The following is a 15,042-nucleotide window of genomic DNA, read 5'->3' as shown; positions in this document are numbered from 1 at the left end:
CCGGCGGTTCCCGTCGCCCTCCGGCGCTGCTCGGCTCCCTCCGGCGCTCCTCGTTCCCCTCCGGCGCCAGGCGTCGCCCCGGCGCTACTCGTTGCCCTCCGCCGCCCTGATGGCGTCCCGGTAGGCGCGGCCCGCGGCCCGCAGGGCGGCCTCGGGGTCGATGCCGTCCTGCTCGGCGCGTACGGCGAGGGCGAGGAGCTCGTAGCCGATGCCGTCGCCGGTGGGGAGCGGCACGTCGAGCTTCGCGGTACGGACCCGGCCGGCCAGCTTCGCCGCCAGCGCCAGGCCGGGCTGGCCGAGCGGGACCCCGTCGGTGACCGAGTCGCGCTGCTTCTCGATGGCCTTGGTGCGCAGCCAGTGCGCGTGGACGTCCTCCGGGGTCTCGGCGCTCTCGTCGCCGAAGACGTGCGGGTGGCGGTGGATCAGCTTCTCGACGAGGGTCGCGGCCACGTCGTCGACGGAGAACGGCTCCTCCTCGTCCTCCTCGGCGATCCTGGCGTGGAAGACGACCTGGAGGAGCACGTCGCCGAGTTCCTCGCGCAGCTCGTCGCGGTCGCCGTCCTCGATCGCCTCGACGAGTTCGTACGCCTCCTCGATGGCGTACTTGGCGAGGCCCTTGTGGGTCTTCTGCGAGGTCCACGGGCATTCGACCCTGATCCGGTCCATGACCTGGACCAGATCGAGGAGCCGGGCGCCCGGCAGGTCGTACGAGCCGGGCAGCAGCTCCAGGTCCGGCATCCGCACCCGGCCCGAACCGGCGAGCCGGGCGAGCCCGTCGGTCAGCGGCTGATCGCCCTCGCCGCCCGCGAGGACGACGACGGACCGGCCGCCCGCACAGGCGTCGACGAGCTCCTGCGCGGTGGGCGCGGCATGCTCGACGGTGACGCCCGCCTCGCGCAGATACGGCAGCTGCGGGTGGTCCGGCTCGGCGCAGAGCACCCGGTCGGCGGCGTGCAGTGCCTGCCAGGCGGGCCAGGACAGTAGTCCTGGCGCGACGCGGTGGCTGGCGGTGAGCAGAACGATACGGCCGGGGTCTTCAGCATTCACCGTTCGAATCTACTCCGGTCGCTCCCACCGCCCCTTCCGCGGCCGGTCAGGCCCCGGCCTCGGCGGCCGCACCGGCCGGCTTGGTGACCGGGTTGAGCCAGGGGGCCTTGTAGTCGGCGAGCTGGGTCTGCTTGTCGTCCCAGGTGCCGTAGCGCGGATTGACGTCGACCCGCAGGGCCTTCGACGCCTTGCCGAGCGCCTCGCCGACGGCCTGCTGGCCGGCGGGCTGCTGGAGGTCGGCGCCGAGCGCCTGGGCCAGCTTGGTCAGCTGGACCTGCTCGCGCAGGACGGCGTCGATCTGGCCGGGGGCTACCCAGCTCTGCTGGAGCATCGCCGTCCGCAGCCGCTCCTCCCCGCCGGACTGGGCGGCCGCCGCCTTGCGCATCTGCTGGATCTCGCTGCGGCTGACGGTCACGCCCGCGTCCTGTGCGGCCCGGTCCAGGACCCGGTCGAAGATCATGCCGTGCAGCTTGGCCCGGCCGAGCTGCCCGGACTTGTCGATGAGCTGGGAGGCATCCTTCGAATCGCGCTGCGCCTCGCGTACGGCGGCCACCTGGCTCTGCAGCGTGGAGACCTCGATCCGGTCCCCGCCGACGACGGCCGCGGCGCCCGGGTGGGCCTCGCTGCCGCAGGCGGTCAGGAGTGGGGCGCCGGCGAGCAGGGCGGCGGAGACGGTGAGCGCGGTGCGACGGCGGCGGTGCAAAGGAACCTCCCGGGGAGAGTTTGTGCATCAGTGCACAAGACCTTGCGGTGATCGATGTTAGGCAGTGGACACGGCTGGGGCCACCGATTCGACCAACGATTCGGGAGGAGTTGGGGATATGGCCCCGGCCGGGACGGCTCAGGGCACGCGCTCGGCCGCCGGGGCCGGGGTGTCCGGCCGCAGCATGATCGTGCGCGAGACGACGAAGGTGATCGGGATGGCCGCCGCGGCCGCGACCAGCGGCGCGTACCGGCTGCTGAACCCGGCGAGGTCGACCAGCAGATAGACACCGCCGGTCGTGATGACGAAGTTGGCGGCGTTGGTGAGCGGGAAGAGCAGGAACTTCCGCCAGGTGGGCCGGGTCCGGTAGGTGAACCAGGAGTTCAGGAAGAAGGAGCCGGTCATGCTCAGCGCGAAGGCGATCACATGGGCGGCGATGTAGGGCAGCCACATCAGCAGGACGAGATAGCAGCCGTAGTACGTGCCGGTGTTCACCACTCCCACGAGGGCGAATCGGGCCATCTGCGCGGTGACCGTCATCGGCGTACGAACTCCTGGGGTTCCCGCATCTGTCGCGTCTGTGACGTCTGTGGCGTCTGTGGCGTCTGTCGCGGTGCCTCGGTGTTGGTGGCCTTCACCAGGAAGTGCGGGCGTCGCTTCACTTCGTAGTAGATGCGGCCGACGTACTCGCCGACCACCCCGACCATCACCATCTGGACCCCGGCGAGTGCGGTGACCACGACGATGAGCGTGACATAGCCGGGAGTTTCCACTCCCTTCACCAGGGCGACGCCGACGATCCACGCAGCATAGGCGAAGGCCACCGAAAGCAGCAGCATGCCCAGGTAGAGCGCGGCACGCAGCGGTTTGTTGTTGAAGGAGAGCAGCCCGTCGAGACCGTAATTGAGCAGCTTTCCGAAGGTCCAGGCGGAACTTCCCTGTTCACGGACGGCATTCTCGTAGGAGAAGGTCGTCGTACGGAATCCCACCCAGGCGAAAAGGCCCTTGGAGAACCGGTTGTATTCGGTGAGTTCCAGTACCGCGTCGACGGTGCGGCGGGACAGCAGCCTGAAGTCCCCGACGCCGTCCACCAGCTCCACGTCCACCAGGCGGTTGATCAGCCAGTAGTAGGCGCGGGCGCTGAGGGTGCGGGTGACCCGGTCGCCCTTGCGGGTGCGGCGGGCGATCACCTGGTCGTGGCCCTGCTCGTGCTCCTGGAGCATCCGGCCCACGAGCTCGGGCGGGTGCTGGAGGTCGGCGTCCATGATGACCACGGCGTCGCCCTCGGCGTGCTGGAGACCGGCCAGCATCGCGGCCTCCTTGCCGAAGTTGCGGCTGAAGGAGACATAGCGGACCCGCGGATCGGCGGCGGCCAGTTCCTGGAGGATCACCAGGGTCCGGTCCGCACTGCCGTCGTCGACGAACACCAGCTGGAATTCATGTCCCAGCCCGGCCATTTCTTCCGTGACGCGTTCATGGAAGCGTTCGAGGATCTCTTCCTCGTTGAAACAAGGCACCACCAGCGAGATCAGCACGGAAGTACATCAGCCCGGCCAGATGTCGGAACCCGATGCAACACGTGACCGGTGGGCGTCCATTGCGTGAACTGACCCAATTCGGCCGGGGGTTGTACGTTCGAAGCTGGCATATTCCTGCGTATGCCGACTTTCCGTCCCCGCCTGCGCGCGGGCTCGCTCGCCGCGCTGCTCACCGTCGCCGCGGTCTGCGCGGGCGACGCCGTGGCGCGCGTCTTCCCGTTCGGGCCGCACACGCGCAGCGTCAACGACCTGGGCAATCAGTTCGTGCCGTTCCACGCCCGGCTGTGGGACCTGCTGCACGGGAACGCCGACGGCGGGCTGCTGCTCAACTGGTCCTCCGGGTACGGGACGAGCTTCCTGCCGGATCTCGGCACCTATCTGACCAGCCCGTTCGCCCTGCTCGTCGGGGTCTTCCCGCGTGACCGGATCGATCTCGCGGTCTATGTGGTGACGGTCCTGAAGATGGGCTCGGCGGCGGCGCTGATGGCCCTGTTCCTGCTGACGCTGCGCGGCGGGCGCTGGTGGGTGGCCGGCGCGCTCGGCGGTTCGTACGCGCTGTGCGGCTGGTCGGTCGCCGAGGCGTCGTACAACCCGATGTGGCTGGACGGCCTGGTCGCGCTGCCGCTGCTCTGCCTGGTCGCCGAGTGGGCCCGTACGGGACGGCACCGGATCGCCGGGCCGCTGCTGGTGGCGGTGGTGTGGGCGGCCAACTTCTACACGGCGTACATGGCGACGCTCGGTGCCGCTCTGGTGCTGGCCGTCCGGCTGTTCACCGAGCGGGACGACCGGCGGGCGGTGGTCCGGGGGCTGGTGCGGGCCGTCTGCACGGTCGGGGTCGGTGTCGGTCTCTCGGCGCCCGTCCTGCTCCCGGTCTATCTGGGGACCAAGCACGCCTACCCGGGCTGGGACCGTCCGTTCGCTCCGGCCGCCTGGCCCGATGTGCTGGCCCGGCTGCTGCCCGCCACGTACAGCTTCTTCACCCCGGCCCTCTTCCTCGGCACCGGCACCCTGCTGCTGGCCGTTGCGCTCGCCTTCCAGCGGTCCATGCCGGGGCGCGAACGGTGGGCGTGGGCGGGGCTGGTGGCCGGGGTCGCGCTGTCGATGCAGTGGGAGCCGACCCATCTGCTGTGGCACGCCTTCGCGACGCCCAACGGCAGCCCGTACCGGCAGACGTTCGTGCTGGCCGGGCTGGTGGTGATCGCCGCCTGGGTCTCGGTCTCGTACGGCTGGCCGGAGCGGCGGGCGCTGCTCGGCGGGGCCGCGGTCCTGGTGCTGCTCGCGGCCGGGGCCGGCCTCAGCGACCTGGTCACCGGGTGGACGTATCCGCTGTTCGCGATGGGGCTGGTGGCCGCGGCCTGCGCTCTGATGCTGGCCGGGCGGGGCCGGAGGCTCGCGGCGCTGGCCGCCGTTCTGCTGATCGGCGCACAGGCCGGGCAGGCCGCCGCGGCCACCGCGTACTTCGACCGGCAGCGGCTGAACCGGCTCGACGACTACGCGCCCTGGGGCGAACGGCAGCGGACCCAGGCGGCCGTGGTCGCGGGCGCCGACGGCTGGCCGGGCTACCGCACGGACCCCGGCCGGGAGCAGACCACCACCAACGATCCGCTGCTGGTGGGCGGGCAGGGGGGCGCGTACTACAGCAGCCACACGCCCGCCGTGCTGACCCGCACGATGCGGGCGCTCGGTGGCGGGTGGACGTCGAACGGCCGGGCCGTGCAGAGCCTGGACAACCCGGTCACGGACGCGGTCTTCTCGGTCGGCGCGCGGGTGCGCGGGCCGCGCGATCCGCACCAGGGGTCGAACGTCCCGGACGACCGGCCGGTGACGGTGAGCCGTGCCGAGGTGCCGCCGCTGGTGACGGTGCGCGGGACGGGCCGGCCTGGCGAGCCTGGCGGGCCTGTGCCGTACGGCCGTTCACCGTTCCGCAACCAGGAACAGCTGCTCGGTTCGCGGGTCTACACGGTCCCGACGACGGCGCTGCGTGCGGCGGACGGCGGCGCGGTGGCGGACAAGGGGGCGTACGACTACCGGGTGGGGCGCGGCACGTACACACTGACCGCCGCCTGCCCGGCGGGCAGCGAGGCGTATCTGTGGTCGCCCGACATGTTCGGCCGGGCGCGGCTCGACGACGGACCGGAGGTCGAGTTCAAGGGGCAGCTGCCGGCCAGGCGGGCCGCGATGCAGCGCCTGGGCACGGTCGGCGGGGGCGGGAGCGTGCGGGTCACGCTGACCCCGGTGCGCGCCGGGACCGTGCCGCACGGGGCGGTCGGCTGTCTGGACCGGGCCCGGCTGGCCTCGGCGGTCACCGGACTGAAGCGCACCGGCGCGACCGCCGTCCACGTCACCGGCCACGGCGTCCGGGCCGAACTGCCGCCCGGCACCACCGGAACGGTCGTGATCGCGGCGCCCCGGATCGCGGGCTGGAGCTGCCAGGGCCGCCCCGCCGACAGCTACCTGGGCCTGGTCGCCACCCCGGCCCCGGCCCGGGGCGGGGCCGTCGACTGCACGTTCCGGCCCCCGGGTCTGCGGGCGGGCGCGGTGGCCGGGGCGGGGGCGCTGGCCGTACTCGTGCTCGGCGGGTCGGCCCTCGCGTACCGGCGGCGGTCGGAGACCGGGCGGTCCGGACGGCCCGGCCCCGACCGCGCACCGCAGCCCGCCGGGGCCCCGGAGCCCGTGGAGGTCTGACCGGGGCCGGGCCCGGGGCCGGGCCGGGGCCGGTCGTCAGCCGCCCCGCACCTCCACCTGGCGGTCGAGCCGGCGGCGCAGCTCCACCGGCAGCGGGTGGTGGGGCCCGTAGGCCCGCTCTGCGTCGTACAGCAGCGCCTGGAGCTGGACGCGCGCCGTCACGTGGTCGCCGAGCGCGAGCAGCAGGTGCGCGATGCGGTTGCGGATCTCGAAGGCGCGGGCGGGGTCGCCGCCCGTGGTGCGGTGGTTCTCGAAGTACGGGAGGACCGCGCGGTACTCGGCGAGGGCGGCGGCCGGTTCACCGAGCTGTTCCAGGCACTGGGCCGCGTCGTAGCGGAACTGGAGCGTCTGCGGGTCGGCCGGACCGGCCTCCGCCGCGCGGTCGTCGGCGAGCCGGCGCAGCTCGGGCAGGGCGCGTCGGTACTGGCCGTCGTCCATCAGCGTCGCCGCGTACTGCTTGCGCAGGATGCGGACCACGGCGGAGTCCTCGCCGTGCTGTTCGGCGGCGACGGGGAGGATCGAGCCGAGGATGTCCACGGCCTGGGTGATCCGGCCCTCGCCGAGCAGCTTCTTGACGTCGTCGACGGCGGCGGCCACATCGGGCCGGGCGGCCGCGGCGGCGGGCGGGGCCGGTGCCGCGGGCTGGGGCCTGGTGGCGTTGCGGTCCGGCCACGGGGCGTGCGGGCGCAGGAAGGGGCGGGTCGGGTCGAGCGGTCCGACGGAGAGCCCGGTGCCCGGCGCGGGAAGCAGCGGGGCGAGGTGTTCGTACACCTCCTGGGCGCCGGACGGGCGGTACTGCGGGTCCTTGGCGAGCAGCCGCAGCACCAGCGCTTCGAGCGGCTCGGGGATCTCGGGCCTGATCCGGCGGACCGGGACCGGCGGCTCGTAGAGGTGGCGGTGGAGCACGCCGAGGGCGGTGGACCCGGCGAACGGGACGTCTCCGCTGAGCAGTTCGTGGAGGAGCACACCGAGGGCGTACAGATCGGTGTACGGGCCCACGGCGCCGCCCATCGCCTGCTCGGGGGCCATGTAGGCCGGGGAGCCGATCGGTGAGCCGGTGTGGGTGAGCCGGGTGGTGTCGGTGTCCAGGACGGAGGCGACGCCCAGGTCGAGAACGGTGACGGTGCCGTCCGGACGCACCATCACGTTGCGGGGCTTGAGGTCGCGGTGGACGATCGGCACCGCGTGCACGGCGCACAGGACGGCGCAGAGCTGGGCGGCGACCGCGACGGACCACTGCCAGGGGTACGGCTCGTGCTCGGCGAGGTGGTCGGCGAGGTCGGCGCCCTCGACGTACTGCATGACGAGGAACAGGTCGTCGCCGTCGCTGCCCGCGTCGTGGACGGTGACCAGGCCCGGGTGGTCGACCTGGGCGGTGACCCGGCACTCCCGGACGAAGCGGCGGCGCAGCTCGCCCGCGGCCTCGCTGTCGATGGGGCCGGTGACCCGGTCGGGGCGGAGCAGCTTCACCGCGACGCGGCGGTCCAGGCGCTGGTCGTAGGCGGTCCAGACCTGGCCCATGCCGCCCTGGCCGAGGATGGTCGCCAGTTGGTACCGCCCACCGATGAGACGCCCGCTCACCGGCCTTCCTCCTTGCGGAGGTAGTCGCTCAGCTCGTCGAGCTCGGCGCGGACCTGGTCGATGCGCTGGGGGTGGGGGTGCGAATGGGGCCGGGGTTGGGGTTGAGGTTGGGGCGCGGGGTTCGGCTGGGGCCGGGGTGACGGCTGGGGCTGAAGCTGCGGCTGTGGCTGTGGCTGTGGCTGTGGCTGGAGTTGGGGCGCTGCGGGCGGCTGCTGTACGGGCAGGGGCGGCGACGGCACGGGCGTGGGGGCAACCGCGGGCATGGGCATTGGCGCAGGAGCGGGCATGGGCATGGGCGCAGGAGCAGGCGTGGGCCTCCCCATCGGAACCGTGGGCGCGTACTGGTACCCGTAGCCGTACCCGTGTCCGTAGCCGGTCACCGGCTGCTGCCTGGTCAGCCGTTCGTAATGGCGGATGTCCCCGACCATGTAGTACGCGAACGAGCCCAGCATCGTCACCAGCAGCAGCGGTATGAGGGCGTAGTCGATGCCGGTCGGTTCGTCGCTGCCGTCCCGGCCGAGGACCGGCAGGAGCACGCAGACGAGCACGAACCCGGCACCGGTCAGCCACCAGTCGTACGCCCGGCGGCGCACGATCGCGAGCCGGAGCAGCGGAGCCCACAGCAGGATCCCGAGCGAGCCCACCGAGAGCACACCGAACAGCACCCGCATCGAGACGATCCAGGCCCGGCTGGGAACCCGGCGCGGCGGCGTCGGCGGATGACCCGGGGCGTACATGGCTGCTCCTGGAGACCTGGTCGTTGAACATCCGCGCACACGCTCCGTGCACGCAGATCCGAGCGTAAAGGGCGACACCGACAACCGGCCCCGGGTTGTACGGAACCGCTGTGGTTCAGCTCACTTCGGTTCAGCTCGCTTCCGTTCAGCTCACTTCGGCGCGACCGTGCCGTCCGTCAGCCCGTCGTACATCCCCTGCACGAGCTGTCCGCCGAGCCGGCCGGCCAGTCTGAGCGCGTCCTCGAACTCGGCCAGGGCACGGAACCGTTCCCCGTACCGCTGCTGCTCCGCGAGCGGCAGCCGGGGCAGTTGGAGGCGGCGGGCGTCCAGCCGGGTGGCGGTGGAGGCGTAGCTGCTGGCCTGGCGGTTGTTGGCGGTGCCGCGCAGGAATCCGGCCAGGAACCAGGGGTCGAGGGCGGCCGGATCGGGGCGCAGCAGCTGGAGGTTGCGGCCCAGCGCGGCGCCCGCCGTGGCGTCGTCGATGACGCGGGCGGCGGAACCGCCGCCGAGCACGGGGACGACGACATCGCCCGGTTCGACGAGGACCGGCTCCTCGGCGGGGCCGTCGGCGGGCAGGCTTCCCGAAGGGGCGGTGGAGCCGAGGACGTCGTGTTCGGTGAGCACGGGCCCATGGCCGGTGCCGGAGCCGCCGGTGCGGAGCTGGAGGGCTCCGGCGCGGGCGAGTTCGCCGACGGTGGTGAGGGGCCAGTGGGCCGGGTCGGTGAGGGTGACGGCGGGCGGGGTGAGGGCGCCGGCGCGGCCGAGCGTCTCGGCGAGCCGCTCCCGTACCCGGATCAGTTCGCCGGGTCCGCCCGCGGCGGCCGGCGGCGGCAGATGGCGGGCGGGGGCCAGGTCCACGTCGTCGTCGAGGAGTTCGATGACGGGGACGGCGCGGCCGGCACCGGGGCGGGCCCCGGCGGGGGCGGCGCCTTCGAAGGCCTGCCAGGCGTCGAGCACGGCGCCCTGCACCGCCTGCCAGTCGAGCCGGTCGCGCCCACCGGTTGCGGAAGCCTGCCCTCCCGGAGCCGGTTCGGCGGTCTCGGCGGTGTCGACGAGCAGCAGTTCGGGCGAGGCGGGCGAGGTGGGCGAGCCGCTGCCGGGCTTGCGGAGCACCCAGAGGTGGAGCGGGATGCCGTACGGGGGTGCGGCGCCGGCCGGGAGCGCGATGACGGCGCGCAGGGCGCCGCGGCGCAGCAGATCGGCGCGGATCCGGCGGCCGGAGCGCCGCGAGGCGGCGGCCGGGGGCATCAGCAGCACGGCGGTGCCGCCCTCGCGCAGATGGGCCAGGGCGTGCTGGACCCAGGCGAGTTCGGACTCGGTACGGGCCGGGAAGCCGTACTCCCAGCGCGGGTCGTAGGCGAGTTCGTCGTGGCCCCAGTTGCGTTCGTTGAACGGCGGGTGGCAGAGCACGGCATCGGCGGCGAGCTGCGGAAAGGCGTCGGCGCGCAGAGTGTCGGCGGTCCGTGCCGCCAGGGCGCAGTCGGGGCCGGTGTTCAGGGCGAGCCGCAGCGCGGTGAGCGCGGCGAGGTCGGGGTCGGCCTCCTGGGCGTACAGGGCGGCGGGGTTGGCGACGGCGCGCAGCAGGGCGCCGGTGCCCGCGGCCGGGTCGAGGACCGTACGGGCGGGCCGCTCGCCCGTCTCCACCAGGGCGGCCATCAGTTCGGCGAGTCCGGGCGGGGTGAGTGTGTACTGACGCGGGTTGGCGTCCAGCTGACGGCCGAGGAGGAACTCGAAGGTCTCCCGGGCCCCGGTCCCGGCGGCGAGTTCGGCGGCGGCGCGGAGCAGCGGAACGGACGGGAGCAGTTCGGCGGGGCTCGGGGTGTGAACGGCCCTCCCGCCTTCCGCCGCCGGTCCGAAGCGGGTGGTGAGCACCTTGTCGACGGCGAGGGAGAGCACGCCGGCCATGCCTTCGTCCGACACGGCGGTGATCTCCGGCCAGGCCCTGGGGCTGGTCCGCAGGAGCAGCAGGGCGCAGCCCGCGTGGACCAGGGCGGGGACCGCTCCGGCCGGGTGCCCGGCGACCTGCTGCCAGACCCGTTCGCGCAGCGGGACCTCGGCGAGTTTCCCCTGGTCGCGGAGCCATTGCTCGACCTCAGGCAGCGCGAAGGACGGGCTCGTCTCGGTGCCGCCGACGGGCTTGGGGAAGTCGGCGTGGCGGCGGCGCCAGTTGCTGACCGCGGCGCGTCCCACCCCCGCCAGCCGTGCGATCCCGGCCGCGGTCACCTCTGTCGAGTTCTCCGGCACTGACTGTCTCCCTGGCTGGTCCTGGCACTCGTCCCGGTACTGGTTGTCGGCGAGCATACCGACCCGGTTCACACGACATCGATTCACAGCGTGCATCAACTCATTCCCTGTGAACCGTGTTGACTCGGTTCACAAGCTCTGCTGTGATTGACCCATCGCCGCACAGGGCGATGCACCGGAGCGATGCACGGAACCGCTCCCCACCCATTTCTGCTTTCGCCGGAGGGCACAGCCATGTCCCAGTTCACGCAGCCGCCGCAGTCCCCGCAGCCCCAGCAGCCGTACACCCCGGCCCAGACGCCCGGCATGCGCCCGGCCCGTAACGGACTGGGCATCGCCGCCCTCGTCCTGGGCGTCATCGGCGCCGTGTCCGGCCTGATCCCGTTCCTGTTCTGGCTGGCGGGCATCCTCGGCCTCATCGCCCTGATCCTGGGTCTGGCCGGTCGGGGCCGGGCGAAGCGCGGCGAGGCCACCAACAAGGGGATGGCGACCTTCGGTGCCGTACTCGGCCTGATCTCGCTGATCCTCACGGTGGTGGGCGCGGTGATCACGTTCAAGGCCGTGGACGACGCCGTGAACGACCTCAACAAGGCGGTCTCCGACACGACGGCCTCCGCGAAGCCGAAGCCCGGCGGCGACTCCGCCAAGGGCGGGGGCGCGGAGAAGAAGAAGGAGACCGGCAAGGCGCTGGAGGCCGGCGACTCGGCCGTGTACGACGACGATCTGACGGTCACGGTCGGCGACGCCACCTCGTACACCCCGGACGCCTACGCCGCCGGACACACCAAGGGCCAGAAGGCCTACCGGGTCGCCGTCGTCATCGAGAACGCGGGCAAGGAGAAGTTCGATTCCACGCTCGTCAGCGTCTCGGCACGGGCCGGCCAGGACGGGGTGGACGCCGAGCAGATCTTCGACAACAAGGTCGGCACGGGCTTCAGCGGCACGGTCCTGCCGGGCAAGAAGGTCACGGTCCAGTTCGCCTTCGACACCCCGGCGGACGCCAAGAACCTGACGGTCGAGGTCAACCCCGGCTTCACGTACGACGCCTCGCAGTGGGACCTGAAGCTCTGACCGTCCTTCCGAGACCGGACAGAACGAACCGGAGAGACCGGAGCAGCTCGGCATGCGCCTTCCCGCCCGCGCCTCGGCAGCCGCCCTGAGTGCCGCGACCGCCCTCACCCTCGCGACGGCCTGCAACATGCTCCCGGACGAGGCACCCGACGCCACCGCCCCCTACGCCGGGCTGACCGCCCCCGAGGTCACCAACAAGGCCCTCGCGGCGACCCGCGCCGCCAAGTCGGTACGCATGACGGTGCGGACGACGACGCCCGAGGGCCCGGTGGAGGCGTACGTGGCCACGGACATCAGGGGCGAGTGCACGGTCACCCTCTCCATGGGCGCGGCGGGCACGATGGAGCTGGTACGGACGGACGGCACGGTCCGCACCCGCTCCGACGCCGCGATGCTGCGATCGGCCTCCCCGCCACAGGCCGAGAACCTCACCGGCCGCTGGGTGAAACCCGCCACCGCCGACCGGCACGCGAAGCTGGCCGAACGCTACTGCGACCGGGAGACGTTCCTCGGCGGCCTCGCACCGAAGACCGGAACGGCCCGCAAGAAGTGGACGAGCGCCACCGCCTCCGGCGCCCCCGCCCTGACCGTCACCGGCAGGACGGACGACGGAAAGTGGACGGCGGACATCGCCGGCGAAGGCAGACCCTTCCTGCTCAAACTGCGCCTGCCCCCGTCCCACCCACAGGGCGCACCGGAGCGCGACACCGCCCGCACCGCACCGGTGACAGTCGAATTCTCCGAATTCGACAAGCCGTTCAAGGCGACCAGGCCGAAGCCCTGACGCCCTGAACGCTCCGGGCCACAGAACCCGCCCCACCCCAGGGCGGGTTCTGCGTACACCGCCCCACCCCTGTGCTCACCCGCCGCACTGCTCCAGCATCGCCGTCTTGTCGGCGGCGGTGACCGGCAGTCCGTACTTCAGGGACACCTGCGCGAACCGCACCGCGTACGAGCAGCGGACCGGCTTGTACGGCGGCAGCCAGGAAGCCGGCCCCGAGTCGCGCTTGGCGTTGTTGGCCGGCCCGTCGACCGGGATGAGGTTGAGCGGGTCGTTGGCGATCTGCTGCCGCTTGGCCTCGTTCCAGCGCGAGGCACCCATCTGCCAGTCGTACGAGAGCGGCATGACGTGGTCGATCTGGACCTTGGTGGCCTGCTGCTTGCGCCAGTCGATGGTGGAGCCGGTGTAGGGGTCCTTGAGCGTCATCGACACGACCACGCAGTCCGAACCGGACCGGAACTTCAGGTCCTTGCCGTCCCTGGCGAGGAGGTCGTTACGGGTGTCGCAGCCGTTCCTCGCGAGCGGTATCCCGTCGACCGAGTCCTTCCACGCGTAGCCGAACTTGTCCCGCGCGTACCCGGTCTTCGGCCCCCGCCCCTTGGTCGCCACCTTCTCGATGACCTTCCGCCCGGCAGCCCGGTCCGCCTCGGACGTGAGCGGCGCGAGCCCCGGCTTCGTACCGTCGGCGTTGTCGAGCGGACTGGCCCCGAACCCGGTGACGGCCCGCCCGCCGCCCTCCCCCTCGGAGCGCGAGGGCTGCTCGGGGTCGCAGCCGGCCAGGGCCAGCACCGCCGCCACGCTGAGGGCGGGCAGCATCACTCGGTAAGCGCGGGGAGATATCACTCGGAACCGTCCTGACGGGGAGAAAGCCGAACCCCGGAATCCTACGGACGCCTTCCCCGCTGACGGGTGTTCATGAGCACCCCGCCGACCCGATGCGGCCGGAATCACACCGTCTGGTCACCCGCGCCGCTCACACCTTCCCGATCCCCAGCGTCGTCTCGGACGGCAGCATCCCGGAACCGATCACCGCCACCCAGAACGGCCCCAGCAGTTCGGCGAGCCGCTCCTGCCCCTCCTCGCCGAGCACCCGCCACGGGTCCGCCGCCGCTTCGTCCGTACGCCGCTCGACCTCGGCGCGCAACGCCCGCCCCGCCTCGGTCACCACACCGCCCCCGTCCAACAGCCCACGCTCCACGAGCCGTTGCCGGGCGGCCCGCCACTCCGCATCACTCCACCCCCGGCTCGCGAACACCTCCGGCCGCGCCGCACCGACGGCGGCGAAGGAGACCAGCGACTCGACCGGGTCGAGCCCAGCCTCGACGAGCGCCGCGAGATGACCGTCGCCCCGGTGCTCACGCAGGACAGTCGCCGCCTGCCAGAGCACGAGGTGCGGCTCCTCCGGCCAGGGCAGGGCGGCGTTGGCCGCGGCGAGCGGCCTGTCGGCGGTGTCGGCGGCCTCCGCGACGCGCCGCACGAGCGCGGCGGCCTCACGCAACTCCGGACCGTCGACCGCGTCCCCCAGCAGCTTCCGGTAGGCACGGTCGACCGCCCGGGTCCGGGCCGCGAGCACCGCACCGGGCGAGGCTACGGACCAGACGGCGGGCACGTACTCACTCACCATCGCCGGGCTGAAGCTGTAGAACGTGTCGGCCACCCGCCCCGCATCGGCCTCCCCGAGCGGCGCCGCGCGCCAGGCGAAGTAGCCGGGCCACCGCTCGTCGGTGCGGTATCCGAGCGCGGCGGCCTCCGCGACGGCCTCCGGCGCGTAGTACAGAACGGCGTGCAACGGCTCCAGCAGATGCCACATCCGTCGCACCCGCCCCAGCTTCTCGGACATGTCTCCGCCCTCCACGACGTCACCCATCTAGCCACTGACTAGATATCGAGATCCCCAGATTGCCGCCCCACCTTCGAACTTGTCAACGACTAGATTCCGCGTAATCTCCTGCCCATGACCAGCGAGCGCACCTACCACCACGGCGACCTGCGGCGGGCCGTCCTCACCGCCGCACTCGACGTCATCCGCACCGAGGGGCCGGGCGCACTGAGCCTGCGCGACCTGGCGCGCCGGGCCGGTGTCTCCCACGCGGCCCCCGCCCATCACTTCAAGGACCGCACGGGCCTGCTCACCGCCATCGCGACGGAGGGATACGAGCGGTTCGCCGACACCTTGGCCGACGCCCCTGACCTGAGGGAACGGGGCGTGCGGTACGTGCGGTTCGCCGTCGACCACCCCGCCCACTTCCAGGTGATGTTCCAGCCGGACCTCTACCGCACCGACGACCCCGGCCTGCTCACCGCGAAGGACCGCGCCTCGGCCGAGCTGCGCGCCGGCCTCACCGGCCTCCCCGCTGCCGGACGCGGCGACGACGCCCGGCTCGCGGGTGTGGCCGCCTGGTCGCTGGCCCACGGGTTCGCCACGCTGCTGCTGAGCGGCAACCTGGAGGCGGCGGTGGGCGCGCGGGACCCCGAGGCGGTCTTCCGGTCGATCACGGAGTTGTTGTTCGCGTCGGCGGATGAGCGGCCGGCGTCGGGCGGGCCGGAACGGGGTGGCGCGTGAGCCACTCCTGGAACTCGCGGTGCCGGAACTGGTAGGCGGCACCGGTCACCCGGATCAGTCCCACCGTCCGGGACCGCTCCGGAAAGCGACTC

The 15,042-nt window shown here is 72.7% G+C and carries 13 protein-coding genes; 4 read left to right on the top strand and 9 right to left on the bottom strand.

Going from position 1 to position 15,042, the window contains the following annotated elements:
* Positions 1-84: 84 nt before the first annotated feature.
* The 4 genes from OG842_RS23605 to OG842_RS23590 form a co-directional block, all read right to left on the bottom strand.
* Positions 85-1,047: a nucleoside triphosphate pyrophosphohydrolase gene (locus tag OG842_RS23605; protein WP_266732357.1), complete on the bottom strand. Its 963-nt coding sequence runs from the start codon at positions 1,045-1,047 to the stop codon at positions 85-87.
* A 46-nt stretch (positions 1,048-1,093) separates the two neighbouring features.
* Complete coding sequence (locus tag OG842_RS23600) at positions 1,094-1,750, bottom strand: SurA N-terminal domain-containing protein (protein WP_266732355.1); 657 nt, start codon at positions 1,748-1,750, stop codon at positions 1,094-1,096.
* A 138-nt stretch (positions 1,751-1,888) separates the two neighbouring features.
* On the bottom strand, positions 1,889-2,290 hold the full coding sequence (locus OG842_RS23595) for a GtrA family protein (protein WP_266732354.1): 402 nt from the start codon (positions 2,288-2,290) through the stop codon (positions 1,889-1,891).
* On the bottom strand, positions 2,287-3,285 hold the full coding sequence (locus OG842_RS23590) for a glycosyltransferase family 2 protein (protein ID WP_266732353.1): 999 nt from the start codon (positions 3,283-3,285) through the stop codon (positions 2,287-2,289). Before OG842_RS23590 ends, OG842_RS23595 begins: the two co-directional genes overlap by 4 nt.
* Before the next feature lie 123 nt (positions 3,286-3,408).
* Here OG842_RS23590 and OG842_RS23585 point away from each other — a divergent pair, with 123 nt between their 5' ends.
* A complete protein-coding gene (locus OG842_RS23585) occupies positions 3,409-5,973 on the top strand; it encodes a YfhO family protein (protein WP_266732351.1) in 2,565 nt (854 codons plus the stop codon).
* Between the two features lie 36 nt (positions 5,974-6,009).
* Here OG842_RS23585 and OG842_RS23580 read toward each other — a convergent pair whose 3' ends face one another.
* The 3 genes from OG842_RS23580 to OG842_RS23570 form a co-directional block, all read right to left on the bottom strand.
* Positions 6,010-7,554 (bottom strand): serine/threonine-protein kinase, encoded by a 1,545-nt coding sequence (locus tag OG842_RS23580; protein ID WP_266732350.1) that lies wholly within the window; start codon positions 7,552-7,554, stop codon positions 6,010-6,012.
* Positions 7,551-8,291 carry a hypothetical protein gene (locus tag OG842_RS23575; RefSeq protein ID WP_266732348.1) on the bottom strand — a complete coding sequence of 247 codons (741 nt, stop codon included), beginning with the start codon at positions 8,289-8,291 and terminating at the stop codon, positions 7,551-7,553. The genes OG842_RS23580 and OG842_RS23575 overlap by 4 nt, the downstream gene beginning before the upstream one ends.
* Before the next feature lie 150 nt (positions 8,292-8,441).
* Positions 8,442-10,535 carry an N-6 DNA methylase gene (locus OG842_RS23570; RefSeq protein ID WP_266733777.1) on the bottom strand — a complete coding sequence of 698 codons (2,094 nt, stop codon included), beginning with the start codon at positions 10,533-10,535 and terminating at the stop codon, positions 8,442-8,444.
* A 234-nt stretch (positions 10,536-10,769) separates the two neighbouring features.
* On the opposite strand from OG842_RS23570, the gene OG842_RS23565 reads away from it, so the two are divergent.
* Positions 10,770-11,606: a DUF4190 domain-containing protein gene (locus tag OG842_RS23565; RefSeq protein WP_266732346.1), complete on the top strand. Its 837-nt coding sequence runs from the start codon at positions 10,770-10,772 to the stop codon at positions 11,604-11,606.
* 52 nt (positions 11,607-11,658) lie between these two features.
* Complete coding sequence (locus OG842_RS23560) at positions 11,659-12,390, top strand: hypothetical protein (protein ID WP_266732345.1); 732 nt, start codon at positions 11,659-11,661, stop codon at positions 12,388-12,390.
* A gap of 75 nt (positions 12,391-12,465) precedes the next feature.
* Here the strand turns inward: OG842_RS23560 and OG842_RS23555 are convergent, their stop codons facing one another.
* Positions 12,466-13,203 (bottom strand): HNH endonuclease family protein, encoded by a 738-nt coding sequence (locus tag OG842_RS23555; protein ID WP_266733775.1) that lies wholly within the window; start codon positions 13,201-13,203, stop codon positions 12,466-12,468.
* Positions 13,204-13,360: 157 nt separating this feature from the next.
* Positions 13,361-14,227, bottom strand: coding sequence for an SCO6745 family protein (locus OG842_RS23550; protein WP_266732343.1), 867 nt, complete (start codon positions 14,225-14,227; stop codon positions 13,361-13,363).
* Between the two features lie 114 nt (positions 14,228-14,341).
* Between OG842_RS23550 and OG842_RS23545 the strand changes: the two genes are divergently transcribed.
* Complete coding sequence (locus tag OG842_RS23545; RefSeq protein WP_266732342.1) at positions 14,342-14,950, top strand: TetR/AcrR family transcriptional regulator; 609 nt, start codon at positions 14,342-14,344, stop codon at positions 14,948-14,950.
* The last annotated feature ends 92 nt before the right edge of the window (positions 14,951-15,042 follow it).

The sequence above is a fragment of the Streptomyces sp. NBC_00376 genome (genome assembly GCF_036077095.1).
Lineage (GTDB): Bacteria > Actinomycetota > Actinomycetes > Streptomycetales > Streptomycetaceae > Streptomyces.
The sequence above is the reverse complement of the archived record's forward strand: the minus strand, read 5'-3'. Positions and strand labels throughout refer to the sequence as shown.

Bases quoted from the DNA above. Each gene is read 5' to 3' on its own strand.
- OG842_RS23595 (WP_266732354.1), bottom strand. From the start codon at position 2,290: ATGACGGTCACCGCGCAGATGGCCCGATTCGCCCTCGTGGGAGTGGTG.
- OG842_RS23545 (WP_266732342.1), top strand. From the start codon at position 14,342: ATGACCAGCGAGCGCACCTACCACCACGGCGACCTGCGGCGGGCCGTC.
- OG842_RS23550 (WP_266732343.1), bottom strand. From the start codon at position 14,227: ATGTCCGAGAAGCTGGGGCGGGTGCGACGGATGTGGCATCTGCTGGAG.
- OG842_RS23575 (WP_266732348.1), bottom strand. From the start codon at position 8,291: ATGTACGCCCCGGGTCATCCGCCGACGCCGCCGCGCCGGGTTCCCAGC.
- OG842_RS23565 (WP_266732346.1), top strand. From the start codon at position 10,770: ATGTCCCAGTTCACGCAGCCGCCGCAGTCCCCGCAGCCCCAGCAGCCG.
- OG842_RS23555 (WP_266733775.1), bottom strand. From the start codon at position 13,203: ATGCTGCCCGCCCTCAGCGTGGCGGCGGTGCTGGCCCTGGCCGGCTGC.
- OG842_RS23560 (WP_266732345.1), top strand. From the start codon at position 11,659: ATGCGCCTTCCCGCCCGCGCCTCGGCAGCCGCCCTGAGTGCCGCGACC.
- OG842_RS23585 (WP_266732351.1), top strand. From the start codon at position 3,409: ATGCCGACTTTCCGTCCCCGCCTGCGCGCGGGCTCGCTCGCCGCGCTG.